The following is a 26,264-nucleotide window of genomic DNA, read 5'->3' on the forward strand; positions in this document are numbered from 1 at the left end:
ATACCCTAATGGGTTTCTAACAACAAAAGGGAAACGAATGCGTAAACTTACTCTAATTGCTGCCACGGTAAGCGTGGCACTGCTTGCAGGTTGCCAACAAGCAACACAACAATCAACGCCTGCACCTGCGGTTCAAGCTCAACCTGTACAAAGTGAAATTGATAAAGCGAATGCTTTTTTTGAAGACACTTTTGATCGTGATGTAATGAGCAGCCCAGTTTATCAAACCTACATGGGCATCAAAAAAGATTACGATAAATGGGATGACAACAGCGAAGAAAAAGCGCTTAAAGACTTGGCACAAACTAAAGCCGATTTGGTCACGCTCAACAGCATTGACCGTGCGCAATTAGATGCAGCTACTCAAGTAAGTTATGATTTAAAAAAACAAGATTTAGAAGCTAGCATTGCTGATTTTAAATGGCGTTACCATAACTACCCAGTAAACCAAATGTTTGGTACGCACTCTATGGTGCCGGCTTTTTTAATTAACCAGCATCAAATTAGCAACGTAAAAGAAGCAAACGATTATATTGCTCGTTTAAATGGCGTGCCGGGTGTATTTGATCAACTTATTACCGGCTTAGAAATTCGCGCCGATAAAAACATCATCGCGCCTAAATTTGTATTTCCACACGTGATTGATTCAAGCAAAAACATCATTAAAGGTGCGCCGTTTGAACAAGGTGAAGATTCTACGCTATTAGCTGACTTTAAACGTAAAGTAAATGCATTAGAAATCGACCAAGCTGAAAAAGATGCACTTATTAGTAAAGCGACTGATGCATTAAAAACAGCAGTTAAACCTGCTTACTCTAAGTTAATTAACTACATTGCACAGCTAGAAAAGCGTGCTGATGACCGTGACGGTGCTTGGAAATTCCCTGATGGCGAAGCGTTTTACAATAACGCGCTTAAACGCACTACCACGACAGACCTTACAGCAAAAGAAATTCATGCCATTGGCCTTGCCGAAGTGTCACGTATTCATGATGAAATGCGTGCCATCAAAGATAAAGTTGGCTTTGAGGGTGACTTAAACGCCTTTATGCAGTTTATGAAAACCGACAAGCAATTTTACCTTGCTAATACTGAAGCGGGTAAAGCGCAGTACCTAAGTGAAGCTAAAGGCTTAATTGATAACATGAAAACACGCTTAGATGAGCTGTTTATTGTAAAGCCAAAAGCCGACATGATAGTAAAACGTGTTGAAGCTTTCCGTGAAAAAGCGGCGGGTAAAGCGTTTTATCAACAACCTGCGCCAGATGGTTCACGCCCAGGTATTTACTACGCCAACCTCTATGACATGGAAGCAATGCCAACTTACCAAATGGAAGCTCTCGCTTATCATGAGGGTATTCCGGGTCATCACATGCAAATTGCTATTTCACAAGAATTAGAAGGCGTGCCTAAGTTCCGTAAGTTTGGTGGTTACACAGCCTACATTGAAGGTTGGGGTTTATACTCAGAGTTACTACCAAAAGAAATGGGCCTTTACGAAGACCCGTATTCAGATTTTGGTCGTTTAGCTATGGAGTTATGGCGCGCCTGTCGTCTAGTGGTTGATACCGGTATTCACGCAATGAAGTGGACTCGCCAAGAAGGTATTGATTACTACGTTAACAATACTCCTAACGCCACTTCTGACGGTGTGAAAATGGTTGAACGTCATATTGTAATGCCATCACAAGCAACGGCTTACAAAGTGGGTATGCTGAAAATTTTAGAACTACGTGAAGCAGCTAAAAAGCAGCTTGGCGACAAGTTTGATATTCGTCAGTTCCACGACGTAGTGCTTAAAAATGGCCCTGTACCATTGAACGTACTAGAAAACTTTGTTGATGAGTGGGTTGCTAGCAAACAAGCTTAATTTTTAAGTATTTACTTAAAGGTATAAAAGGTCGCAATTGCGGCCTTTTGTTTTATAAAGCAAAAAATTAAGCTAGGATAAAGTAGGTATTCAAGGAGAACAGAATGGATCTAAGCATACAGCTACTCAATGCGCGTATTAAACAACAACAGTTTGATGAGCTTGATAACGACTTTAAAAAGCTCACTGACGCACAACAAGTGATGCAGCTTAATTACCTGTTTGAGAGCGCGTTACGCATGAGTATTAAATACGATTTTATGCAAAACATTGCCGTGCGAATTTTAGCGAGCAATACGCCACCAGCGCTGTTTATTGAACAGCTAACCAGTTTAGATGCATTGAGCTTTTTTACCCCTGCGCTTAAATTAAATAAAGGCTTTATCAGTACAGATAAGCACGGCAATAACGTGTTGCATAATGTGTTTAAGCACGCAGCGCCGAGCCAATTGCCTTTTAACTATGTTCGCTCGTTAATGTTATTTGAATCGAATGAAGAGTTACTGCATGCATTGGCGCAAACCAATCAGCACGGGCTGACTCCGGTGGCCAATTATATCGCTTATGCACATAAGCCCAACATACCGGTAAAACATGAGTTTTCTGCCTTACTGGCATTAATGGAAATAGAACAAAAACAAAATCCTACGGCAAAATTACAATTGCTTGAGGCATTAAAAAATAACCCCCCAAGCGACATAACCTTGCTGCTAAGCGCCGCTTATTTACAGCGCTCTACTGAGCAAATAGCGGCACTAGTCTGATAAGTAATATTCTACGCTGGTAACCACGCGAACATTTTTAATTTGCGGTGTGTTTGAATCCCGATCGCTAATGCTAAATTGCCCCTGGCGTGCGGTTTTAATTTTACCTAATAGGGAGTTTGAATCTTTCGCGAATTTATTTGCTACTTCACGGGCTTTTTCTGTGGCCTCTTGTACCATGGCAGGTTTTATATCGTTAAGCCCAGTAAATAGATATTCGATACGGGTTTGATAGTTATCTTGCACTATGGCTATATTTTGCTTAGCTAACTGGCTCACTTTACTCAGTGCGTTTTTAACTTTATCAGGGGCATTAGAGTACACAATAATATTTGAGCTAATAACATACCTAAATTTTTGGTTGTCGTTCGCGTATTCACGCGCTTGCTTATCAATAATAGATTGAGTGCCTGTCGATATTTCTTCATCGTCAAAGCCATGTAACTTTAAAAAGGCAATTACGGCATCGTTTTTTTGCTCAACTCGCTCAACTAGCTGCTCAAGGTTGTTATCGGCATCATTAAACTGCAGCGGCCAAATAACAGTATCAGCGACCACTTCACGCTCTGCTAAACCTTTTACCTGAACTGTACGCTCCATACCTTTAATATCAAGCGCGGCTCCTTTTATAATAAAGCCCAATGCAATTAAGCCGATGCTTAAACAAACTGCTGCCATAACAACGGTTACATTCGATATTTTATTCACTTCACTCTCCTTGATTAGGGTCTGTTGACCTTTGCGGATTAAAACTTGTTCAAACTAGGGGCGATTTAATCGCGGCGCGAGGTTTGTAACCTATGGGCTAAGTAAAAACCGAGCAAAGCTTCCGCGTCCTGCTCACGCCCCTTACCTACATCCATGTAGGCAACAAAGAGTAAATCGCCCCTAGGCAGAACCCTTCGGGCAGCGCCTGTTTGGCATTTATGCTGCGTTATCGCCTATTTATGGGGAATAACCACACCACATAGGCTCTGCCTTGCCTAAATACCAAACAGACTGCTGCAAGTTTAACCTTGAAAGGTCAACAGACCCTAATATCAATAATAAGCATGTTCACGCTCGAAAAAACACATTAAACAGGTTACATTGAGGCAGTACAGAACGCAAAACTTAATCAGCCAAGGAAACGCAATGAGTCTAAAACGTATTAGCCAGTTTTTTAACCCAAGCTCTGTCGCTGTTATTGGGGCATCAAACACCGCCACTCGTGCAGGTAATGTGGTTATGCGAAACTTACTTCAAGGTGGCTTTAAAGGGCCAATTATGCCCGTTACACCCAATCATACAGCGGTGCATGGCGTGCTGGCTTATCCTAGTATTGAAGCCTTACCTAAAGTGCCTGATTTAGCGGTTATCTGTACCAATAAAAACACCTTAATGAAAATTATTGAGCAACTAGGAACGCTTGGCTGTCATAGCGCCATTATTATTGCGGATGGCTTAACTACAGTTCAAAAACAGGCACTTAAAGAGAGCGCGGCGAAGCATAAAGTTACCCTACTTGGCTCAAATTGCTTGGGGTTACTTATTCCGCATATAGGCTTAAACGCGAGTTTTTCGCACACCGTTGCCACGCCAGGTAAACTGGCTTTTGTGTCGCAATCAGCGGCTGTTTGTTCAACGATTCTTGATTGGGCTAAAAATAAAGAAATTGGCTTTTCATACTTTGTATCTATGGGGGATTGTTTAGATATTGAGTTTGACGAAATACTCGACTTTTTAGGCCGTGATGCTAAAACCAAAGCTATCTTACTGTACATCGATAATATTAATGATATTCGCAGCTTTATTTCTGCGGCTCGTGCAGCCGCATTTTCTAAACCGGTTATTGCTATTAAAACCGGCAGAACCAGTGCAGGGGCTCTCGCTGCTGAAATACATACTGGCGGAAAACAAAGCTCCGATGCAGTATATGATGCCATGTTTCAACGCGCGGGGATGCTAAGAGTAAACGACTTACGTGAGCTTTTTGCCGCCACTCAAACCTTGGCCATGCATCCTAAGTTGCTGCAAGTAGAGCAACTTACCATATTAACCAATGGTGGCGGCCCTGGAGTAATGGCGGTTGATGAACTCATTCAAAGCTCTGGAAAACTGGCTCAGCTCAGTGATGAAACTCGCGAAGCACTCAATAAAGTGATCCCGCATTCAGACACTGCAGCCAATCCGGTTGATATATTTGGTGATTCGGCGCCAGTGCGTTACAAGCATGCGTTGGAAATATTACTAAATGCTAAAGAAGTTAAAAACTTACTGATCATCCACACTCCATCGGCATTGGCCCCAAGTGAAAGTTACGCTCAGGTTATTGTTGAGGCGCTAAATAAATTACCGAAAATGGCACGCCCCTATGTGATTACTAACTTTATGGGCGAAGATGCCGCCTTCGCAGCCAGACGCATCTGCGCTAATAATGCCATCCCTACCTACCGCACCCCAGAAGGTGCGGTAGGTGCCTTTATGCACCTAGTAAGCTACCGTCGTAACCAAAAGCATTTAACTCAAACACCAGAATCAAATACTGACGATGCCACTATTAATAAAGCGGCAGCGAAAGCGACTATAAAAGAGTTTTTAGCTGATGAGCAGCATTACTTATCGACCCATCAGGCGAGTCATATTTTAAGTAGTTACGGCATTGACTGTATTCAAACTGAAGTTGCCTACACTCCAACTGAGGCCAAAGAACAAGCAATAGAGCTAGGTTTTCCGGTGGCATTAAAGCTGATGAGTCCCAGTATTCCCTCTAAGTCTGAAGTCGGGGGTGTCGTACTAAACCTCAATGATGCGCAAGAGGTAGAACAAACCGCATTTGCCATGCTGTTAAGAATAAAAAACACCTACCCTGATGCCATTATAGATGGTTTTTCATTACAAAAAATGGCACCTCGAGCAGGCGCCAACGAGCTGCGTATAGCCATTAAAACCGAGCCTAATTTTGGCCCAGTTATTTTATTAGGTGAAGCTGGTACAGGGCTTGAATATGCACAGGCTGCAGTCGCTTTGCCACCATTGAATATGAACCTAGCTAAATACTTAATTGCCGCTGCCCATGATAAAGGCGTGCTTAAAGATCGCGTGCTACCTGAAAAAGTTGATAAATATCGTTTGTGTTCACTACTAACCCGAATTTCTCAATTAGTGGTTGATCAACCGGATATTACCTCATTAGAGCTTAATCCTATTTTAGCTAGTAATGGCCAGTTTTTAGTACTTGATGCCACCATGAACTTGAGCCAATATCAAATTCAGGCACACCGAAAACGTTTATCTATTCGCCCTTACCCTATTGAGCTGGTTGAAACGGTTACCCTAAAAAATGACACCTTAGCAACGCTCAGACCAATTAAACCTGAAGATGAGCAAGCACATCAAGCGTTTGATCAGTCATTAACCAAAGAAGATAGGTATAAGCGCTTTTTTGGTGAGTTACCTCAGTTTAACCACGATCAACTCGCTAAAATGACACAAATTGATTACGACCGCGAAATGGCGTTTATTGTTACCCAAACACAAGACGAGCAACAACAGACATTAGGGGTTTCGCGAGTGATTATGGATCCTGATAACTTACAAGCAGAGTTTGCTATTGTAGTACGTTCTGATTGCCAAGGGCTTGGGTTAGGCCGTATTTTAATGAATGCAGCAATTTCTCATTGTAAGCGCCAAGGGGTAAAAACCGTTGAGGGGATCACCCTCCCTGAAAACACCGGCATGATTGAGCTAGCTCGTAAACTCGGGTTTAAAATTAGTCGTGATTTTGAAGAAGGCAGTATCAACATGCTGCTCACATTGTAATAATTATTATGCAAAAACTCAGACAAACCATTAATCAAGTATTTGAAGCGTCAGGAAAGTACCAACGGGCCGGTCATTTTTTAGATGCCCTACTAATCACTATTATTATGATAAATGTAGTGGCCATCGTACTCGAATCAGTTCACAGCATTGCTACCGCATACTATAACGAGTTTTTGATGTTAGAACTGGTATCGGTTGCCATATTTAGTGCTGAATACCTCATACGTGCTTGGACCTGTGTAGATAGAGTAAAGTATGCCTCTATGAATTGCTCCAATACGCAAAAGCGGATCCGCTATATTTTTTCACCACTAGCTATCATCGATTTAATCGCCATTTTGCCAAGCTTGTTAATGTTTTTCTTTGCTTTAGACTTACGTTTTTTACGCGTACTACGTTTATTACGCGTATTTAAACTGACTCGTTATTCTCGGGCAATGCAGTTGTTATTACAGGCATTTATTGATGAATCAAGTTCATTATTAGCCGCATTTTTTATTATGTCGGTGGTGCTTATTTTAGCTTCTTGCGGTATTTATTTATTAGAGCATGACATTCAACCAGACAAGTTCGGCTCAATTCCGGCCGCAATGTGGTGGGCAATGGCAACACTTACTACAGTAGGCTATGGTGATGTTGTGCCAATAACACCCATTGGTAAACTGTTCGGTGGCGTTATCACTCTGGTAAGTATGGGCATGGTGGCTATACCCACTGGTTTATTGGCATCGAGCTTTTCAGAGCAAATACGCAAACGTCGCCAGCTATTTGAAGATGCCACCCATGAGCAAATAACCGATGGTAAACTCACTAACGAGCAGTTACATCACCTAGAAGATCTTCGCTACAAACTTGGGTTAAGTAAGTTAGAGGCTAATAAAGCGATAAAAGCGGAGCTTAATAAACGCAGCTCACACTTATTTTGTCGCCATTGTGGTAAGCGGCCTTAATTAAATATAGATAAAGCGGTATTTTAAGCTTGTGAAAATACAGGCTGCCAATCGCGTTCAATGAGCTCAAGCACCTGCTCTTTAGGCACCGCTTTACTGAACAAATAACCTTGAAAGTAGCTGCAGCCTTGAGCTTTTAAAAAGGCCAGTTGGTGCGCGCTTTCAACCCCCTCAGCAATACACTCTTTACCTAAACTGCTGGCTAAAGTCAGAGTGGATTGAATAATCGCTTCATTATCTGAATCAATACCAATATCTTGCACAAAACTACGATCAATCTTTAATACATCAATCGGGAAGCGCTTTAAATACGTTAATGAGGCATAACCCGTTCCAAAGTCATCCATATATAGCTTACATCCAAGCTGCTTTAGTGCATCCATATTTTTAAGCGCATAGTCTGAGTCTCGCATTAAAATAGACTCTGTTATTTCAAACACAATAGCCTCGGGCGGCAGTGCCGCATTACTCAGTGCCTGACTAATTTCAGGTACAAGCCCTGTAAACTCAAAATCAAGTGCAGATAGATTAATTGATAAATATAAATTGGGGTTCACTGTGCGCCAACGCACCAATTGTACAAGTGCTCGTTTAAATGTTTGCAGCATTATTTTGGTAATTAAACCAATATTTTCAGCCACATTTGCGAACTCTTGGGTACTGGCGAGTTGGTTTTCAGGCCAGCGCAGTAACACCTCAAAGCCCACGGTCTTTTGTGTAGATGTACTAATTATAGGTTGATAGTAATTACAAAATTCGTGCTCGTGATACGCTTTGATCAATTGCGACTCTAAATGCAGCGCTCTTTCAACTCGCTGATTCATCTCTTGTTTGTAAAACTTGTAACACCCTTCTAAGCCATCTTTAGCATAATAGAGCGCCACATTTGATGCCTTTAACAGCGCTTTATAGTGCTGGGCGTCATCGGGGAAAAGCGCCACACCAATACTTAGGTGCACATTTACATTTTGGTTATTCATAGCAATGTCTTTACTCACGCAATCCATAAGCTTGGTGCATATAAGTAACACTTCTTCTATTTGCTGAATGTCTTCAACTAAAATAACAAATTCATCACCACCTAAACGCGCTATGCTATCGCAGGGGCGTAATGCTGTTTTTAAACGGTTTGCCACCAGCTTAATGATTTCATCGGCGTTTTCTGTACCAAATGAGTCATTAAAGTATTTAAAGCGTTTTATATTTACGTGTAATAGAGCGACTTTGCTGTTATGACGACGCGCTTGATCTATGGCATGCACAGCTCGGTCATTAAACAAGGTTCTATTTGGCAAGCCCGTTAATGAATCGTAATTAGTTAATAGATGCAGCTCGTTCTCAGCTGATTTTTGCGCATGAATATCCGTTAAAATAACCACATAGCTACTCAACCTTTTACTTTCATCCGCTACAGCGCTTATTTTAACTAACACATGACGCTGCTCTTTATTAGCCAGTACCACAGTGTCTTCACATGAGAAGTGCTCGCCTACTTCAAGCTTTTGCATAATGCGTAAATAGTCAAAATAGCTGCTGCGAGTCATGCCTAAATTAAGCGAGCGAGTTGAACGAGGCTCTGCCGATACAGCAAAAGCCGTTTGCAGCGACTTATTTGAAGCACGTATGTTAAAGTTTTTATCTAAAATAAATACCCAATCTCGGGTTTGTTCAAACGCGGCGGTAAATAATCGAGCGTGTTCTTCAAACACCATTTCACGTGTCATATTAGTATACGTACCCGCTACTTTTTGCGGTGTTGTTTCATCCCATTCAACCACTTTGCCAAAGTCTTTGTACCAGCGCCAATGACCTTTGGCATGACGTAGTCTGTAAGTACAGTTAAAGTATCCTTTGTCGGTTGATAAAAATTCTAACCACTCCAACCTAAAAATGGCACGCTCTTGTGGATGAACTTTGTCTAAGTAGTCATCTAAACTGACTGAGTCGTCCTCATAACCTAATTCGTTGACCAATCTAGGCTGATAAATATTTAATTGACTCGCTTGCCAATCCCAAACACCCGACTCACTTCCCTCTAGCGCAAGCTTTAAACGTGCCTCGCTATCTTGGCTTTCTTTGTGTGCAGCTAATAAAATACGCTGTATTTTATTACGTCTCATCACCCATGCAGTCACTACAGTGATCAATAAAATAGCATACAGTGCTAAAAAGTAAGGGGCGCGCCATAACGGGTATTTCACTTTAATGTTTAACGTTGCTGGTGGGGTATACTCACCCGTCAGCGGATCCTTTGCCCAGACCTTTAACTGGTAGCTGCCGGGATTTAATTTAGGAAACACCACGCGATTATTACGGGTATAACTTTTTTTACCCTTGTCGAGCTGATACTCGTAAATAATACGTTCTTGAAAACTAAATGACATCGCTGAAAATGCAATTTCAAGCCCTATATCATCATGATTTAAAATAATATTTTTTAATGGCTGTTGTAAATTAAGCGACAAGTCTCGAGACATTAAATTGATACGGGTAATGTTGACGTGATCTAATAAACCTTGGCTATTTTTATTATCTTTAGGATCAAAATAGGTAAAGCCTTTAAGGCTACCATAGGCAATTCGTCCATCATTTAATTTAGCCATAGCACCACTATTAAATTCAGCAGAAAGCACCCCATCTGATGTAGTGAATTGCTGAAAATGAATGGTGCTCGGGTTTAATCGCCATATTCCCTTATGGCTGCTCATCCAAATCATTCCCTCTTCATCAAGCACCATATCGTATAATAGAGTACCTAGTTTATTTTTATCTAAATCAATAGTGTGTACTAATTCATAAGTGCTGGCATCAATTCCAATCAAACCAAAGTTAGATAAAGAAAGCCACAGTATCCCTTGCTTATCTTCAACGTAAGAAAGAATACTCACAGCAACATTGTCATGATGCTTGGGGACTTTATAGAGGGTGTTTAAACTGCGATCATCTGGGTTAAATTGGTACAATACCCCACCACTAAAAAATAATGGCCACTGCGGCTGTGAGGGTAATGGCGGTAAAAAGCCATGCGCTAAAAATGGGTCAAATTGGGAAAACTCGCCTTTTAATGGGGTTAAAATCCGGCTATCAATATTATATTTAAACATGCCATGATCAGGGTGAACAAAATATAAATCGCCATTTGCTAGCAAGGTAATGCCATGCATCCAGTCATTTAAAAAAACTTGGTTCTCGGGGCTGACAGTTTCAGGCTTGGTAAGCTGCTGAGTTTGTGGGTCAAAAATAAATAGTCCTCGGTTTGAGTGTAACCAGAGTTTATTTTTGTAAGGCATAATTTTGAAAACGGTAAATTCAGTGGTTAGTAAATCAACTTTATAATCTTTTAAATACACCCTTGAGGTGTTATTTTTTATATCAACCGCTGTTAAACCATTATGTGTACCTAGCCATAACTTATCTTGGAATTGTTTAATTGCCCAAACTGAGTGATGTGAAAATCCATCTCCTCCCAGAGCACTGCCCTCTACATTATAAAATTTATAGTTATCACCCGATAAATAAAAAGCACCATCAGTTTTAGTCGCAAGCCACATACCGCCTGATTTATCTTTTACCATATCAATAATACTGGTATCGGCAAGGGTGTATTTACTTTGTTGAATACGTTTATTTTTAACCACCGTTTTGGTGGTTAAATTAAAGCTGAGAAGGCCTTTGTCTGTTGCTAAATCAACAACCCCCTGCTGATTATCTATATCCCAAACATTCAAATCAGCCAGTAGCTTTTCATTTGTAAATGCCTGCTCACTATTCTTAAATAGTGCCTCTAGATTGCTAATATCAACAGCGTATAAGCCCTTAACCGCTCCAACCAATAACTGGTTATTACCACCTAGTGCAAATGACTTCACATTGTTTTGATAAATATGCACATCGGTTTCGCTTAAATGATCTAGCGGACGTACTTGTTGCGTTGCAATGTTAAATACATAAGCACCGTCTGTGCTACCAATAAAGATATAGCCATTGTAATGAAACAAGGTACGCACAAACGCATTTTCAAATTGCTCAGGTAGCTTAAATAAAGGAGTAATTGAGCCACTGGCTATATCGAGTTGTGCAAACACTCGCCCTTGTCCAACCCACAAGGTTTTGTTATCTGTGGCTAACATGGTAAAAACAGACTGCTGAAGAATTTGCTCTTCTGTCACTGGTTTTTTTAAATACTGCTGATAGGTATCTGTTTGCGGGTCATACCTGAACAACCCTGCTAATAAGGAAGCAATCCAAATTTGCCCTTCTGGATCTTGGTATATGCGATCAATAATAGCTTCTTCTAACTCACCATTAGGGCCGTTAATTGGAATAACCTGATAGCCATCGTAGCGATTTAGCCCCCCTTCAGTAGAGAGCCATAAATAGCCATTATTATCGATAAGCATAGTATTGACGTAACTTTGAGATAACCCTTCGCTTGGGGATAGCCGTTTTACTTGCGCTGTTGCAGCAACGCTTATGAGCATAAATAGCATAAACATGGCTGTGATAAACCTATTAATACTGATGCCCATGTGTTTCCTATTACTGATTTAGGGTTGCTGATATTTTAATGCGATAATATTTCGGTGCTTATATGCATCAAATAGCGTTAATAATGCAGGAGTATATGTTAACACCTGGTTAAAACCAAGTGTCTGATAAAAATCAGTAATGTGTTGATAAGCGAAGGTGAAAACAGCGTCGGTTTGCTGACTTAAAAGCGTGCTTAACAGCTTTGTTGCTACACCAGTGGAACGGTATGCAGGAGCCACAAAAACTGTCGATAAAAATAAAAAAGTCGGTTTGTGTTGTAACCGGCACGCCGCAATGATTGTGTGGTTATCGTAGGCGACCCACAGTTGATCTTGTTTATTGGCGCGACCGCGAACTTTATACAAAGTATAAAACTTATTTACTAAGGGAGTTTTAACTGGTTCTAATTGTTTAATAACAATCATAGCAAGCAGACTCTAACTAAGCATAAGTGCCAAATATTGCTCAAACTTTTGCTTTAAAAACCCTTGCTCTGCAACCGGGCGGCTATGCAGGGTGTCATAAACTTGCTCACGCGTTTTCTTGCCGCGCTTAATTTGATATGCCCAAAATGAAGCTTCGTAATCTAGCTGAATCTGATACTTTTGCTCTCGTGGTAAATCACACAGGTTATAGCTCACAATCACCCCTATTCTTGGCTTAATAAAACCTAGATTATACGTTTAAACTGATAATAAACTAACTTTATAACGAATAAAAGTAACCAATTCAAAGTGACGCAGCAAAGCCTGAGCTATAGGCATATTAGGTAAGACAAACTGGGCAAAAGACAGCCAATTTGTTATTATACTCGCTTACCCATTTGCCCCAAAAGACAGGAAGTGCTGACGTGTTTAAATACTGTAAAGGATTGCTGGTATTAATATGTTTAGTGTTTAGCAATCCGTCATTTGGTCATAGTTACAGCTATACATTTAATCGCCCACAGAACACCCAGCAAGCAAATTATACTATTGAACTTTTACAAATAGCGTATGCAGATATGGGCTTTAAATTAAATATTATCGATTTTAATCGCCAGAATGCATTATTTGCAGCAAATAATGGCATGTTAGCTGGGCAGCTTGCTCGGGATATTAGTATTGAAAGTGCCTACAAAAATTTAATTCGAGTTAATTATCCGTTATTTAAATTTAACCTTGAGCTTTATAAACACTGTGAGCCCAGCTCTACTAAAACAATCGATAGCGTTGCCATTATAGCCAGCTACCCTGTACAACAGCGATATTTAGACAGCATTGATTTTCAAGGCGAGGTTATTGAAGTAAAAAATAATACCACTCAGCTAAATTTACTGATCCAGCAAAAAGTACAAGCCGCATTACTGATTGATTTTGCAATGGCCAATAAAACTATTCCTCCCGCTTTAGGCTGCTATGAAAAGCAAGTGGTTGCTACCTACCCGCTATATCATTATTTACATAACAGCCATGCGAGTATTGTCCAGCAGCTAGAGGCTACACTTGAGAAGTTACACAACAACGGCACAGTCGCTAAACTCAGATCAAAATACAAGCTACAGTTTTAAAAATCAAAGCCTTGCTGCTGTGCTGGCGAAGCGGCTTGCGCAGCTTTATTTTTTTGCTGTAAATAACGTTTATAGCGTTGTTGGCATAAGCTCAACACTTTCTTTTTTTGCGCATTGGTTAACGAATTCCACGAAAATCGCTCATCGCGACTGCGATAGCATCCTTTGCAGTAACCCCGATTATTAACCAAGCAAATACCTTTACAAGGGCTAGGAATATCAAATATTTCAATTTGTTGCATAAAACCCTCCGGTATATAAAAGCATAGCTTGAGTATAGCGCTATTTTTGTGCAAAAAAAAAGCAGCAAATTAATTGCTGCTTTTATCTTAGCTGTTAATTAATGTTCACAGCTTTGTTCATCTACTTGTGTTTTTCTGTGATACGGTTTGGCGTACATCGCTAATACCAGAGGTCTTAATTCTTCTGGTACCTTTGCCAATCGCTCTGCAAACTGTGCTGCATCATTTTTATTTATTACCGCTTCAGTACAACCACCCGCAATGTAGTTGCCTGGGTGTAAGTAAAAAGAATCAATTATTTGTTTATCAATGGTTTTTGCCAATTCATCGGCACTGTCGCAATGCGATGTAATTGGTTGACCAAAGGATAAGTGCACATGCCCTTTGGCTGAACTAAAGCCTTCAACAATGCTGGCAATATCTTCACCCGCTGATTTCACATATTTACCATGATGCTGTTTATGGTAGAGCTCTTTTGCCTTGGCTATTGCACATGGCTCGTATTGATAAGAGATTGCAACAGGCACCACTTTTAGCTCTTTGATGTATTCGCCAAATTCTTTCTTTTGTTTGCGTCCATTTAGTTGCAGCATTTTTAACAGTGCGGGATCGGTTTGATCTACGCCATCTTTGGCACGGCCTTCTTTTTGAGCAATCCAAATAGAATGCCCACTGCTGAGTGAGTCATAAATGTAAGCCGATAACTGAGTAAGCGCTTTTAACATCTCTTTTGGCGCTTTGGCTGAGCGTTTTACAATAAAGCTTTTATTTAAACGCATAAGCTCAGTAATGTAAGGAATTTGCAGTAAGTTATCACCAATCGCAATTCTCACTGTTTTCATTTTATGCTGATAAAGGCCCCAATTAACCAATGCAGGGTCAAGTACAATGTCTCTGTGGTTTGAAACAAAAAGATAGGCTTGATTAGGGTCTAACGCCTCTAAGCCCGAAAAGGTTACGTTTGATGTGGTGCGCTTTACTAATTTATTTAAATAATGCGCAACTTCGTTTTGTACATCTTCAACTGTTTTAACTTTGCCCCACTTTTTACGCAACTGATGTTTTATTATAGCGCGTGCTAAAAACCCAACTGCGGATATAAAGCGTGGCAAATTATACTTTGCTATCACATCAAGAAACGCATTATCGTTAATTAATCGCGTTAATGAGGCGGCAACTTCATCGTCATTGTAAGGTCTTATATCTGCGTACTTATCTTCTAATTCAATCATTTACTGCATCTACAAAGTTAAAAACGGCGCGCGAAAACGCCCCGTTATGTCTGATTTTGATTATAACTCAAGCAAAAATACGAAACTAGCAATACTAAAGTTCGATTTACTGAGTTTTCATAGCGTTATAGTTTAGTACTAAGCATCATTGTCAGATTAACTGCTCATGTGTATAAACTATAGCTATTAATTATTAATTCAAATGGATAGACCTTACTAATAGCACTTTGTTCAAGTTAACTTAGCAAGGCAGTTGATCATAATAACATGCAAGTTAACCCTCAGTGGGCAGACCACATTTAAATATGGCTTTACACCTGCTAATGTGAACACAATAAGCTAAGTCTAAATAAATCCATAACATTCAATCAAATGATGATCTTTTATCTGCTTACAGAGGCTACTCCCTCTCTAACACATACACTTATTAGGACATACCGTGAAAATAACAATTCTTGATAACGCAACACTGGCAAACACCTCACTTGATGGTATTTCAGCACTTGGAGATCTCACCGTACATCAGCTAACTAGCCCTGAGCAAGTATTAGCGCATAGCCAAAATGCAGAGGTTTTAATCACTAACAAAGTGGTGATTAATCGTGACACGATGACGCAATTAAAATCGTTGAAACTCATTTGTGTTAGTGCAACGGGTACTAATAATGTTGATTTAAATGCCGCGAAAGACTTAGGCATTGCAGTTACTAATGTTGCCGGTTATTCAACCCCTTCTGTTGTTCAGCATACCTTTTCGTTGATCACTAACTTATTAGGTAATACTCATCGCTATCAAGCAGATTGTCAGCAAGGCGCATGGCAAAAAAGTGAGATGTTTTGCCGACTGGATTACAGCTTTAATGACCTTCAGGGCAAAACATTAGCCATTATTGGTGGTGGCACTTTAGGTAATGCAGTATCTAAAGTGGCTGAAGCGTTTGGCGCCAATGTGATTATTGCAGAGCGCAAAGGCGCAGCGTGTCGCAACGGACGCACCCCGTTTGAAACAGCAATAAAAACAGCGGATATTATTAGCGTTCACTGCCCACTTAATGATGAAACGCGCGACTTAATTACGCTTAATGAATTAAAAATGATGAAACCAACTGCGCTAATTATTAATACCGCACGCGGTGGGATTATCAATGAAGCTGACTTAGTTGAAGCATTAAAAGCCAATATTATTGCCGGTGCCGGCGTTGATGTGCTTACCAAAGAGCCCGCTGAGCTAACTAACCCTTTGGCTAATTATACCGGTGATAACTTACTACTTACTCCGCATATCGCGTGGGCGAGCACTGAATCTATCGTGCGTTTGGTAAAAGAAGTGAGTTTAAATATTGCAGCATTTAATCAACAAGAGACTCGTAACCGCTTGGTTTAATGCCGTAAAAGTAACTTAGTCAAAATTACTAAAAAGTGGCTTTTTAGATTTATATTTTAAAAAAGCCACTAACCCACTACGCACAACAAAATCAACCCATTGATTTTTAAAGATTTAAAAACTGGCTTAGTCTTTGCTATATTAATCTTAATTAATCATCTAGGGTAATAAAAAATGAAAAAAACACTTTTAATCGCTGCACTTACCGCTCCTTTTTTAACAGGTTGTGTAATCGCTGTATCAGATGGCGAAGCAGAGGGTCATTGGGCAGGTAATAGCTCTTCAGGTTGGCAGGCAACACATAAAAATAATCGTGAAATCATTTCAGGCTTGGCAATGGATAGCTCGTATCAGTCGGTATTAAACCAACTAAAAACACCTAACTTCACTGAATTATTAAAAAAACAGGATGATGTTTACCAAGTCTTGTTCTACGCAACACACAGCATTCATTCAGATGGAAAAATGACCAAAGATGAATGTACACCGCTCGTTTTCAAAAATGATAAATTAGTGGGTATTGGTAGTTCAGCGTTATTGATGCTGACAAATTAAGCCATCGCAAATACTATTGGGCGCTAATTTGATTGCGCCCTAATTTCTTGGCATTATATAAGCCTGAGTCAGCCTCTTCTAACAACGCTTTCTCGGTGTATGCTTGACTGCTCTCACTTGAGGCAATACCAATGCTAATAGTAATATGTGAAGCATTTAGCGATGCATTGTGTTCTATATTCAAATCATTAATGGCTTTACGTAATTTATTAGCAAACGCAATAGCACCTTGCTTATTGGTTTCTGGTAATACTGCTACAAACTCTTCTCCGCCATAGCGGGCAACAAAATCACTGCCGCGCTCACATTGCGCAGCTAACGTTTGCGCCACTGTTTTTAAACACTCATCGCCAGCACGATGACCGTAACAGTCGTTATAGCGCTTAAAGTGGTCAATATCGATAAGCAATACACACATGGAAGAGTTATTACGCTTACTTCTTCGCCACTCTCGCTCTAAATTTTCATCTAAATAACGTCTGTTCGGTATTTCTGTTAAACCGTCAATAGACGCAAGCATTTCTAATAAATCGTTTTTTTGCTTAATGAGTAATTGGTTGCGCACACGCACTTTAACAATTGAGGCACAAAATGGCTTAACAATGTAATCCATTGCGCCTAACTCTAAGCCTTTTGCTTCGTCTTCATGGGAGCTATTCGCTGAGATAAAAATAATGGGGATGGCATGGCTTAAACTGCTTTCTTTAAGTTCCACCAGCACGTCGTAACCATTCATGCCAGGCATCATGATGTCTAAAATAATTAAATCTACTTGTGTGTGCTTAACAAATGCCAACGCCTCTTCACCACTTGTCACTAAGTAAATCTCATGCTCATCACTTAAGGTTTTTTCTAAAATGATTCGGTTAAGCGCATCGTCATCTACGATTAATATTTTTGCTTTATTTATCATTGCTTACATCTAAACTTTTTATATAAATTTGCACTTGCTCTAACTGTATTATTAATTCTTTAATTGCAGCTGCGGCGTGCTCGCCGCCCGCTTTTAATACCTGCTCAGTGTGTTGAGCACACAATAATAATCGGTTAAAACCTAAATTTCCTGCTATCCCTTTTAAACTATGCACTAAGCGTACCATTTCAATACTAGGGTTGTTGTTTTGAAGCTCAGCTGAATATGACTCACTTAATGTCGCTAACTTGTCCAACATACTGTGCAGTACAGAGTGATCATCCTCAAACTGAGACAAAGCAAAGGCTTTATCAAAAAAACGAGGCGCTGTGATACCAAGACTAGCCATTGCTGTAAATAAAACTGGCGCAACCACAGGCTTAGTTAAATGTTTATTCATCCCACCATTGAGTGAACGCTCAATGTCGGCTGGTTCACTATGCGCAGTTAATGCAAAAATAGGCAATTGCTGGGCGTCAAACTGTTGGCGTATTATCTCAGTCGCTTGATAGCCATCAATATTGGGCATTTGAATATCCATTAAAACTAAGTCGGGGCGTAATACACTCACCAATTCAATCCCTGTTTGCGGGTCATTGGTCGTAACAATATTTACTCCGGCTTGACTCAGAATACTGCTAATAATATCGAGGTTCAATGGATTATCGTCTATCGCTAATACTAATATCCCTGCGACTTTATCACGTGGTTTTTGCGCTTTATTTTCAATTACCTTCGTTATTTTTTGCGAGCTTAAATTAAGTAATCGCTGTGCAAGTGCGCTTGAGGGTAAGAACTGGGTAATAAAAGAGTCATTTATTGGTGGCTGTTCGCCTTGGTTATCCGCAATTACAACAACTGAAATAGTAGCTGTGCGCAGTGTTGTTTTTATTTTTGGTGTTAAAAAGGCCGACAGCTCACACGCATCAATGATTATTGTGTGCGCTTGCAGCAAACATTCTGGTTCAGCGATTGCCCTATTAAGCGCTTGGTTATTAATAACAGGATGCGCTTTAATTACTTGATTAAGTAACGTACTTTTAGCGCTAGTAATAACTAATAACTTATTTTCATCACAGCCAAGCTTGCTAGTATCGGTCGCTAAATCGAGCGTGAAGTAAAAGTGGCAACCTTGTCCTTTATCGCTATTCAGTGAAATCTCCCCGCCCATTAATGCCACACTGTGTTTTACAATCGCCAGTCCTAAACCCACCCCTTGATGTTGACGAGTGGATGATTCATCGCCTTGGGTGAAGGCATCAAATAAACGGCGCTGATCGGCTTGAGCAATTCCCTCACCAGTATCTATAACTCCAAAACAGATACGCTGTAACTCATCACGGCTACTTGGCTGTAACTGCATTTTTAATGTCACGTTGCCTGCAGGAGTAAATTTAACGGCATTGGTTAATAAGTTACCCAACACTTGTTGCAAACGAATGGTGTCGCCAACTAAAAAGGGGGAAATATGTGGATCGATATCAATTTGTAGCTGTATCTGTTTAGCTTGGCATAAAGGCAAAATTAAGCTTTCGCAGGTATCAATCAAATCAACTAGGCATAATGGCGCTAATTGCAGCGTTGCTTCATTACTTTCAACACGCGCAAAATCAAGCATACTATTTAGCATTTGTAATAAATTATTGGCTGCATACGTCGCTTGGCTGGTCTGTTGCAATTGTCGCTGCGTTAATCCATGCTCTGCTAACATATCTAGTAACCCCAGTATGGCATTGAGGGGAGTACGTATTTCGTGGCTTAAATTAGCAATAAAGCGACTTTTAGCTAAAGTGGCTCGCTCTGCATCATCTTTGGCTTTAGTCAGCTCAGTAACATCTTGAATATGAATAACATAATATAGCGGCTGAGCATTCTCATTCCAAATTAATGACATGCTCAACTGCAACCAAGCATTTAATTGAGTGTGCGCAAAAGTTAAATGAAACACCTGTTTTTTGTTGTGTAGTAGTTGCTGCAGTAAGGCTTCGAGTTCTTGCCACTGCGTGTCACTAAATAGTGTATCAAACGGGGTATCTGTTAATTGATGATGTTTGGTAAACAGTTTCCGCGCGGCTTTATTAACCTGTAAAATAGCGTACTCAAGTGAAAGTAAAAACACCCCATTGGCAGCAAATTCAATGGCACTTCTAAATTTAGATTCCGACTCTTTTAACGCATATAGAGTATGTTGCTGCGCAGTAATATCGCGACCAATTCCCATTGTGCCTAGCAATTGGCGCTGTTCATCATAAAACGGAGCAATCGTTAACTGATAAGTTTGCTTAGCAACGTCTATACGCTGCTGAATTTGCATTTTATGCTGTAATGCTTGATGTTCCAGCAGCTTAATTTGCTCGTAGTTGTGACTAACACTGTGCACCTGTTGACCAATAAGTTCGCTTTGGCTCTTACCTATAAACTGCTCAAATGCTTTATTACAACCTAAAAAGGTGCCGTCTGTATTTTTAAAATATATAAAGTCAGGCACGCTGTTAAGTACTGTATTTAGCAGAGCTAAATGCCGCTCTTTTGCTTGGTCGCTATGTTTTAATTTTTCAGATTTGAGCTGCACCTGCTCATCTAACTTTTTATTAGCATTTTGCAATGAAATAACTAAACGTTCATTTTTCGCAAAAATAGCTTTCACCCTAGCAAACCAAGGTTGCCAATTTAATGGTATTTTGTAATTTAAATATCCCGAGTTGTCATCGTTATGATGTTCTAAGTAACGCATTAGCTCTGTCATAGGTCTGATAAATATACGCTTGCTTAACCAAAAAAAGACATAAAACATCAAGCATAAAAATAACGCTAATGAAATAAACTCCAACACCACTTCTTGCACAAGGCTGCTGGTCAGTGTTTGCTCATCAGCAAGAAATCCTAAATGAATCGGGGTCTGATCTGAGGGTTGAATTAAAAAAAGCGGTTCAGACAGGGTCGTAAGCTTTGGTGAGCGCGTATTAATTTGAGGCCAGTATGTCGAAAAATTTATTGCTTGGTTAATTGACTGCTGTGAACTGGCAATAATTTGATTTGCTTGATTAATAAAAACATACTCACCTTGCTTAGAGGTGATTTTGTTTAACCAGCCAGAGATGGCCTGCAAGTCATAAATTAAAATAATATAATCAGATGAATTTCGCTCACGCTGACGGCCAATCGCAAAATATGCTTTATTACCTAGATTAATGACTGCACTCGAAGCCAATTTCGCTGCTGACGGTAAGGGTTTAAAGTCGCCATTCAATAGCGGGGTAAATATATTATTTTGAGTATTGTCGCGCCGAGTTAAGTATGCAAACCCACGTTCATCAACATACGCAACAGAATGCAAAGATGAAAGCAGCGCTAAGGTGGTATTAAAAGAGGGTGCAAGCGATATTACCTGCTGCCACTGTAACAGTGCCGACTCAGAAGAACTAAACTGACCTTTACCTACAATTTCACCGTTTAAATGGTCAAATTGACGATAGTAGTAATGCTCATATTGGTTAATGTTTGCTGTGAGACTATGATTTTCTACAAGAAAAGTTTGCTTGTTATACATAGCAAACATTTCATCAAGCAAATCACTCATGGCTTGCATATCATGGTCAAGCTGCGCCGATAACGCACTAAAATCGGTGGTCTTTTTTGTTATTGCACGGTCCATTTTTATATCATAAAAATGCAAACACAAAAAAGAGGCCACCAATAAAGGGATTGCTAACGCCACAAAAACAGAGCGATGATAATGTTTTAGCGGTAAAAAATTCAACGACCTACCTAATTATTAGCTCAAAAATCAAACTGTAGACTATAGAGCCAAGGTGTTAAGCGCAAGTTATAAATTCTCCTCGGCAAACGACGCTAGTCGGCTTCTTACCACACCATTAAGATTAACAGTAGCGCCACCTTCAAAGTGCTTAAATCGCTCTACAATATAAGTAAGCCCTGAGGTAACTGCGGTTAAGTAATTACTGTCTATTTGTGCTAAATTTCCGGTACAAATAAGTTTAGTTCCTTCACCACAGCGGGTAATTATGGTTTTGAGCTGAGAAGCCGTTAAGTTTTGGCTTTCATCTAAAATCACCACCGCATTTTGAATGCTTCGCCCACGCATAAAGTTCACCGATTTAAACTGAACATTGGCTTTTTCCATAATGTAATTACGGCTTGAAACAGGGTTCTCATCTCCTTTATGTAGCACCTCTAAGGTATCAGTTATTGCAGCCAGCCAAGGCGCCATTTTCTCTTCCTCGGTGCCAGGTAAAAAGCCAATCGATTCTGCAATTTCAGGGGTATTACGGGTTACAATGACTTTATCGTAAATACCTTTTTCAATCACCATTTCCAGCGCACACGCAAGTGCCAGTAAGGTTTTACCACATCCCGCTGGGCCGGTTAAAATAACAAGCTCAATAGACGTGTCGAGTAAGGCATCAAGGGCCATTGCTTGGTAAATATTTTTTGGCTTTATTCCCCATGCACTTTGATGCATCAACCGCTCGGCACCAATATCTTTAATGGTAATATGCTCACCATCATACGATTTAACTCTAGCGGCAAACTGATCGCCATCATCAAGTAAATACTCATTACAAAACACATCTGGGATTAAATCTTTAGGGATATGATGAACTGTTTCACGCCCGTGTTGCTCAGTGTTACACTCGCCAACATGCTGCCAAAAATCACCAGTAATTTTTTTATAGCCGCTGGTAAGTAAGGCGATATCGTCAATAAGCTGATCGGTACGGTAATCTTCAACATATTTAAGCCCCGCCCCTTTGGCTTTTAAGCGCATGTTGATATCTTTAGTAACCAGTATGACTTTTTTATCACTGTGCTGATTTTGTAAGTGCACCGCGCAATTAATAATGCGGTGGTCGTTTTCATTGCCCGGTAAGCCAGAAATAGAATCGGCAAATAAATGGTCGTTTACAATCAGTAAGCTTCCTGTTAATCCGCCTTGTTTATTACTTGGTAGCGCAACCCCTTGTAACATTTGCTCGGGAGAGGCCTGGCTGAGCACCCCATCAAGTCCACGAATGGCCACTCGGGCATCGCGACTTACATCGTGTTTTCTATCTTTAATGTGATCAAGCTCTTCCAATACAGTCATTGGAATAACCACTTGGTGTTCTTGAAATGACAAATACGCGAGGGGTTCATGAAGCAATACATTGGTATCTAGCACATACATTTTACTATCAAGGTTCGAAGCTTTTTCCATAGCACTTTCCTTACGTTTTATGATTTTTATGCTATACCCAATAAACTAATCAGTGTGACTAATAAACTTGATTAATTACTTAGGTATAATTTGAGTTTAGTCTATTTGTCATAAAAGTCTGTTTTATGACAAATATCATTTAGTTTGAATTTCCTACAAAATCGGCGCACTAATCAGTGCTTATAGATAGGAATAATTCACACTTATAAAATTAATTAAAAGTCAGGCAAATAGCGCCTTGCAGTGGTGTTATCTAACAGGTAACATAGCCGCCTTTTTCTTCATAGACGAGACATACATGAATTTTTCCTTAGGTCAGCGTTGGATCAGTGATACAGAGTCAGATTTAGGATTGGGCACCGTTGTTGCCATTGATGGCCGCCAGGTCAGCATTTTATTTCCTGCCAGTGGTGAAAACCGTGTTTATTCTTCTGCAGAAGCTCCGGTAACCCGCGTAGCATTTAATCCTGGTGATGTGATCCGAAGCGTTGAGGAGTGGGAATTACAAGTTGAGTCAATTGAAGTACAAGGCGAATTACTGTGCTATCACGGTGAACGTATTGATAACGGTGAAAAAGTACAATTAAAAGAAACCTTTTTAGACCATTTTATTAAATTTAATAAACCACAAGACCGTTTATTTGCAGGCCAAGTAGACCGTTTTGACCGGTACACTTTGCGCTACCAAACTTGGTTACATCAATTTGAACGCCAACAGTCACCTATTAAAGGTTTAATTGGCCAACGTGCCAACCTTATTCCGCATCAGCTTTATATTGCTCAAGAAGTAGGTAAACGTTTTGCGCCACGTGTATTACTTTCTGATGAAGTCGGTTTGGGTAAAACCATCGAAGCTGGCATGATTTTACATCAACAAATTATTACTGGTCGCGCCAGCCGTGTGCTTATTGTGGTACCTGAGAACTTGCAGCACCAATGGTTAGTAGAAATGCTACGCCGTTTTAATTTACGTTTTTCTATTTTTGATGAAGAGCGCTGCGACGAAGCGTTTGCTGATTCACCTAACGTATTTGATACCGAGCAACTGGTGCTTACCAGCCTTGAGTTTTTAACTAAGAAAAAACGTTGGTTTGAACAAGCTACGTTGGCCGACTGGGACTTATTAGTCATTGATGAAGCCCATCATTTAAGCATTAACAACAATAAACCCAGCGCCGAATACCAACGTATGGCTGAGCTGAGCCAAGACATTCCGGGGTTAATTTTATTAACAGCAACGCCAGACCAACTGGGTCATCGTAGCCACTTTGCACGCTTACAACTGCTCGATCCAGATCGCTTTTACGACTACGACGTATTTAAAGAAGAAGAAGCAAACTACAAAGATGTAGCCGAAGCTGCTAACCAACTACTGCAAGAGCAAGCATTAGATGATAACGCTAAAGCAACCTTGATTGAGCTATTAAAAGAAACGGATATCACCGATATTCTTGAAACAGCACAACAAGGCGACCTTGAAGCACGTAAAGAAATTTTAAATATGCTTTTAGACCGTCACGGTACTGGGCGCATCTTATTTAGAAATAGTCGCAGTGGTATTGATGGTTACCCAAGTCGTAAATTACACGCCTACCCTATGGCTTTACCTAAGCAATACAAAACAGCAATGACTGTACTAGGTAATATGAGCGGCATTCAAAATGCTGAACTCAGTGCGCAACGTGCACTTTTCCCTGAAAAAATATTTCAAGAGTTTGAAGGTGAAAGCGCCAGCTGGGGTTTATTTGACCCCCGTGTCGATTGGCTAATCGAAACGCTAAAAACACTCAAACGTGAAAAAGTACTTCTTATTTGTGCTAAAGCCGAAACAGCAATCAGCCTTGAGCAAATATTACGTGAACGCGAAGCAATTAAAGCCTCTGTGTTCCATGAAGGTATGTCGATAATTGAACGTGACCGCGCCGCCGCATTCTTTGCCGATGAATACGATAATGCTCAAATATTACTGTGTTCAGAAATTGGTTCAGAAGGCCGTAACTTCCAATTCTCACACCACTTAGTGTTGTTTGATTTACCACTGAACCCAGATTTACTTGAGCAACGTATTGGTCGCTTAGACCGTATAGGACAAACACAAGATGTAAACATTCATGTGCCTTACTTTGAGAACACGGCACAGGAAGTATTATTGCGTTGGTACAATGAAGGCCTAGATGCATTTGAAAGCACTTCAACCACAGGGCAGTTATTGTATAAAGAGTTTAGCGAAGATTTACTTGAGTACATTGCAGCTCATAACTGTGACGAAGACGAGCTAGACCCATTACTTGAGCAAGTGGCACAAAAGAATGCAGTATTACGTAAGCAAATGGAAAGTGGTCGAGATCGCCTACTAGAACTGCATTCATCAGGGCAAGGCGCTGCTGATTCACTTGTGGCTGACATTGAAAAACTCGATAATCAGTTTGAGCTACCAAGTTACATGATCAATGTGTTCGACACCTTTGGTGTAAGCCAAGAAGATAAAGGTGAAAACACCATAATTTTAAAGCCCACTGAGCATATGCTTAATGCCTCATTCCCAGCTTTAAAAGAAGATGGCATGACGGTGACCTTTGACCGTGATACTGCTCTTTCGCAAGAAGATGTGCACTTTATTAGCTGGGATCATCCTATGGTGCAAGGCACTATGGACATGATTTGCGATGATGACTTTGGTAGTGCGTCAGTGGCGTTACTTAAAAATAAAAAGTTACCACCAGGAACATTCTTTGTTGAGCTAATATTTGTTGCCGAAGCAATGGCACCAAAAGTACTGCAAGTGGGCCGCTTTTTACCGCCTACGCCTATTCGTATTTTACTCGATAAGAGCAGTAATAACTTAGGCGAAAACGTTGGCTTTGATGGCTTTAATCAACAGTTATCTGCGGTAGGCCGTCAAACAGCAAGTAAATTAGCCGGAGCATTACAAAGTGCGGTTCATCCGATGATCAACACAGCAAAAGACATGGCGCAACAAAAGCTAGATGTTATTCGTGCAGAGTCATTAGCTAAAATGCAAACATCGTTGAGTGAAGAGCAGCAGCGTTTAGAGGCACTTAAACAAATAAACCCAAATATTCGCCAAGAAGAAATTACTTTTTACGATAAACAACGCAATGAGCTAACCGCACATATTGAAAAAGCGCAGTTAAAACTCGATGCCATTCGTTTAATTGTGGTTTCTCACTAAGGGATCTAGCTTTGAGCTATAAGCTGTCAGTCGTTAGTTAAAGATTAACTAGCGTGTGTA

Annotated in this window: 17 protein-coding genes; 8 read left to right on the forward strand and 9 right to left on the reverse strand. The window is 40.2% G+C overall.

What is annotated here, in order from left to right:
* The first annotated feature begins 37 nt into the window (after nucleotides 1-37).
* Both B1F84_RS13060 and B1F84_RS13065 read left to right on the forward strand, forming a co-directional pair.
* Nucleotides 38-1,870: a DUF885 domain-containing protein gene (locus B1F84_RS13060; RefSeq protein WP_131691679.1), complete on the forward strand. Its 1,833-nt coding sequence runs from the start codon at nucleotides 38-40 to the stop codon at nucleotides 1,868-1,870.
* Nucleotides 1,871-1,974: 104 nt separating this feature from the next.
* Nucleotides 1,975-2,634: a hypothetical protein gene (locus tag B1F84_RS13065; protein ID WP_131691680.1), complete on the forward strand. Its 660-nt coding sequence runs from the start codon at nucleotides 1,975-1,977 to the stop codon at nucleotides 2,632-2,634.
* Here B1F84_RS13065 and B1F84_RS13070 read toward each other — a convergent pair.
* Complete coding sequence (locus B1F84_RS13070) at nucleotides 2,626-3,342, reverse strand: SIMPL domain-containing protein (protein WP_131691681.1); 717 nt, start codon at nucleotides 3,340-3,342, stop codon at nucleotides 2,626-2,628. The two genes, B1F84_RS13065 and B1F84_RS13070, sit on opposite strands and share 9 nt — an antisense overlap.
* Before the next feature lie 426 nt (nucleotides 3,343-3,768).
* Between B1F84_RS13070 and B1F84_RS13075 the strand changes: the two genes are divergently transcribed.
* Complete coding sequence (locus B1F84_RS13075) at nucleotides 3,769-6,435, forward strand: bifunctional acetate--CoA ligase family protein/GNAT family N-acetyltransferase (protein ID WP_131691682.1); 2,667 nt, start codon at nucleotides 3,769-3,771, stop codon at nucleotides 6,433-6,435.
* Between the two features lie 8 nt (nucleotides 6,436-6,443).
* Nucleotides 6,444-7,388, forward strand: coding sequence for an ion transporter (locus B1F84_RS13080; RefSeq protein ID WP_076918456.1), 945 nt, complete (start codon nucleotides 6,444-6,446; stop codon nucleotides 7,386-7,388).
* A gap of 23 nt (nucleotides 7,389-7,411) precedes the next feature.
* Here B1F84_RS13080 and B1F84_RS13085 read toward each other — a convergent pair whose 3' ends face one another.
* From B1F84_RS13085 to B1F84_RS13095, 3 genes are read right to left on the reverse strand one after another with little or no spacing between them, the layout of a single operon-like run.
* A complete protein-coding gene (locus B1F84_RS13085; RefSeq protein WP_131691683.1) occupies nucleotides 7,412-11,917 on the reverse strand; it encodes an EAL domain-containing protein in 4,506 nt (1,501 codons plus the stop codon).
* Nucleotides 11,918-11,935: 18 nt separating this feature from the next.
* On the reverse strand, nucleotides 11,936-12,343 hold the full coding sequence (locus B1F84_RS13090; protein ID WP_008467703.1) for a GNAT family N-acetyltransferase: 408 nt from the start codon (nucleotides 12,341-12,343) through the stop codon (nucleotides 11,936-11,938).
* Between the two features lie 12 nt (nucleotides 12,344-12,355).
* Nucleotides 12,356-12,559: a DUF3283 family protein gene (locus tag B1F84_RS13095; RefSeq protein ID WP_008113353.1), complete on the reverse strand. Its 204-nt coding sequence runs from the start codon at nucleotides 12,557-12,559 to the stop codon at nucleotides 12,356-12,358.
* 209 nt (nucleotides 12,560-12,768) lie between these two features.
* Between B1F84_RS13095 and B1F84_RS13100 the strand changes: the two genes are divergently transcribed.
* On the forward strand, nucleotides 12,769-13,467 hold the full coding sequence (locus B1F84_RS13100) for a transporter substrate-binding domain-containing protein (protein ID WP_008467701.1): 699 nt from the start codon (nucleotides 12,769-12,771) through the stop codon (nucleotides 13,465-13,467).
* On the opposite strand, the gene B1F84_RS13105 is transcribed toward B1F84_RS13100, so the two are convergent.
* A complete protein-coding gene (locus tag B1F84_RS13105; protein ID WP_036934167.1) occupies nucleotides 13,464-13,709 on the reverse strand; it encodes a DUF1289 domain-containing protein in 246 nt (81 codons plus the stop codon). The two genes, B1F84_RS13100 and B1F84_RS13105, sit on opposite strands and share 4 nt — an antisense overlap.
* Nucleotides 13,710-13,807: 98 nt before the next feature.
* Nucleotides 13,808-14,941 carry a 1-acyl-sn-glycerol-3-phosphate acyltransferase gene (locus B1F84_RS13110; protein WP_076918458.1) on the reverse strand — a complete coding sequence of 378 codons (1,134 nt, stop codon included), beginning with the start codon at nucleotides 14,939-14,941 and terminating at the stop codon, nucleotides 13,808-13,810.
* Between the two features lie 439 nt (nucleotides 14,942-15,380).
* Between B1F84_RS13110 and B1F84_RS13115 the strand changes: the two genes are divergently transcribed.
* Together B1F84_RS13115 and B1F84_RS13120 are read left to right on the forward strand one after the other, a co-directional pair.
* Nucleotides 15,381-16,325 (forward strand): D-2-hydroxyacid dehydrogenase, encoded by a 945-nt coding sequence (locus B1F84_RS13115; RefSeq protein WP_131691684.1) that lies wholly within the window; start codon nucleotides 15,381-15,383, stop codon nucleotides 16,323-16,325.
* 174 nt (nucleotides 16,326-16,499) lie between these two features.
* Nucleotides 16,500-16,880 (forward strand): DUF3192 domain-containing protein, encoded by a 381-nt coding sequence (locus tag B1F84_RS13120; RefSeq protein WP_131691685.1) that lies wholly within the window; start codon nucleotides 16,500-16,502, stop codon nucleotides 16,878-16,880.
* Between the two features lie 13 nt (nucleotides 16,881-16,893).
* Here the strand turns inward: B1F84_RS13120 and B1F84_RS13125 are convergent, their stop codons facing one another.
* The 3 genes from B1F84_RS13125 to B1F84_RS13135 all read right to left on the reverse strand — a co-directional run bounded on the left by B1F84_RS13125 (nucleotide 16,894) and on the right by B1F84_RS13135 (nucleotide 23,011).
* Complete coding sequence (locus B1F84_RS13125) at nucleotides 16,894-17,793, reverse strand: diguanylate cyclase (RefSeq protein WP_076918460.1); 900 nt, start codon at nucleotides 17,791-17,793, stop codon at nucleotides 16,894-16,896.
* Complete coding sequence (locus tag B1F84_RS13130) at nucleotides 17,783-21,448, reverse strand: PAS domain-containing hybrid sensor histidine kinase/response regulator (RefSeq protein ID WP_131691686.1); 3,666 nt, start codon at nucleotides 21,446-21,448, stop codon at nucleotides 17,783-17,785. The genes B1F84_RS13125 and B1F84_RS13130 overlap by 11 nt, the downstream gene beginning before the upstream one ends.
* Nucleotides 21,449-21,619: 171 nt before the next feature.
* The gene (locus B1F84_RS13135; RefSeq protein WP_131691687.1) at nucleotides 21,620-23,011 is read right to left on the reverse strand and encodes a PhoH family protein; all 1,392 of its coding nucleotides are present in this window, start codon (nucleotides 23,009-23,011) and stop codon (nucleotides 21,620-21,622) included.
* A 298-nt stretch (nucleotides 23,012-23,309) separates the two neighbouring features.
* Here B1F84_RS13135 and rapA point away from each other — a divergent pair, with 298 nt between their 5' ends.
* Nucleotides 23,310-26,204 carry an RNA polymerase-associated protein RapA gene (gene rapA, locus B1F84_RS13140; RefSeq protein WP_076920059.1) on the forward strand — a complete coding sequence of 965 codons (2,895 nt, stop codon included), beginning with the start codon at nucleotides 23,310-23,312 and terminating at the stop codon, nucleotides 26,202-26,204.
* Nucleotides 26,205-26,264 lie beyond the last annotated feature (60 nt).

Source organism: Pseudoalteromonas sp. DL-6 (assembly GCF_004328665.1).
Lineage (GTDB): Bacteria > Pseudomonadota > Gammaproteobacteria > Enterobacterales > Alteromonadaceae > Pseudoalteromonas.

Excerpts from the sequence above, each read along its gene's own strand:
- B1F84_RS13060 (WP_131691679.1), top strand. The coding sequence starts at position 38 with ATGCGTAAACTTACTCTAATTGCTGCCACGGTAAGCGTGGCACTGCTT.
- B1F84_RS13065 (WP_131691680.1), top strand. The coding sequence starts at position 1,975 with ATGGATCTAAGCATACAGCTACTCAATGCGCGTATTAAACAACAACAG.
- B1F84_RS13075 (WP_131691682.1), top strand. The coding sequence starts at position 3,769 with ATGAGTCTAAAACGTATTAGCCAGTTTTTTAACCCAAGCTCTGTCGCT.
- B1F84_RS13080 (WP_076918456.1), top strand. The coding sequence starts at position 6,444 with ATGCAAAAACTCAGACAAACCATTAATCAAGTATTTGAAGCGTCAGGA.
- B1F84_RS13085 (WP_131691683.1), bottom strand. The coding sequence starts at position 11,917 with ATGGGCATCAGTATTAATAGGTTTATCACAGCCATGTTTATGCTATTT.
- B1F84_RS13090 (WP_008467703.1), bottom strand. The coding sequence starts at position 12,343 with ATGATTGTTATTAAACAATTAGAACCAGTTAAAACTCCCTTAGTAAAT.
- B1F84_RS13105 (WP_036934167.1), bottom strand. The coding sequence starts at position 13,709 with ATGCAACAAATTGAAATATTTGATATTCCTAGCCCTTGTAAAGGTATT.
- B1F84_RS13110 (WP_076918458.1), bottom strand. The coding sequence starts at position 14,941 with ATGATTGAATTAGAAGATAAGTACGCAGATATAAGACCTTACAATGAC.
- B1F84_RS13120 (WP_131691685.1), top strand. The coding sequence starts at position 16,500 with ATGAAAAAAACACTTTTAATCGCTGCACTTACCGCTCCTTTTTTAACA.
- B1F84_RS13125 (WP_076918460.1), bottom strand. The coding sequence starts at position 17,793 with ATGATAAATAAAGCAAAAATATTAATCGTAGATGACGATGCGCTTAAC.
- B1F84_RS13130 (WP_131691686.1), bottom strand. The coding sequence starts at position 21,448 with ATGGACCGTGCAATAACAAAAAAGACCACCGATTTTAGTGCGTTATCG.
- B1F84_RS13135 (WP_131691687.1), bottom strand. The coding sequence starts at position 23,011 with ATGGAAAAAGCTTCGAACCTTGATAGTAAAATGTATGTGCTAGATACC.
- rapA (WP_076920059.1), top strand. The coding sequence starts at position 23,310 with ATGAATTTTTCCTTAGGTCAGCGTTGGATCAGTGATACAGAGTCAGAT.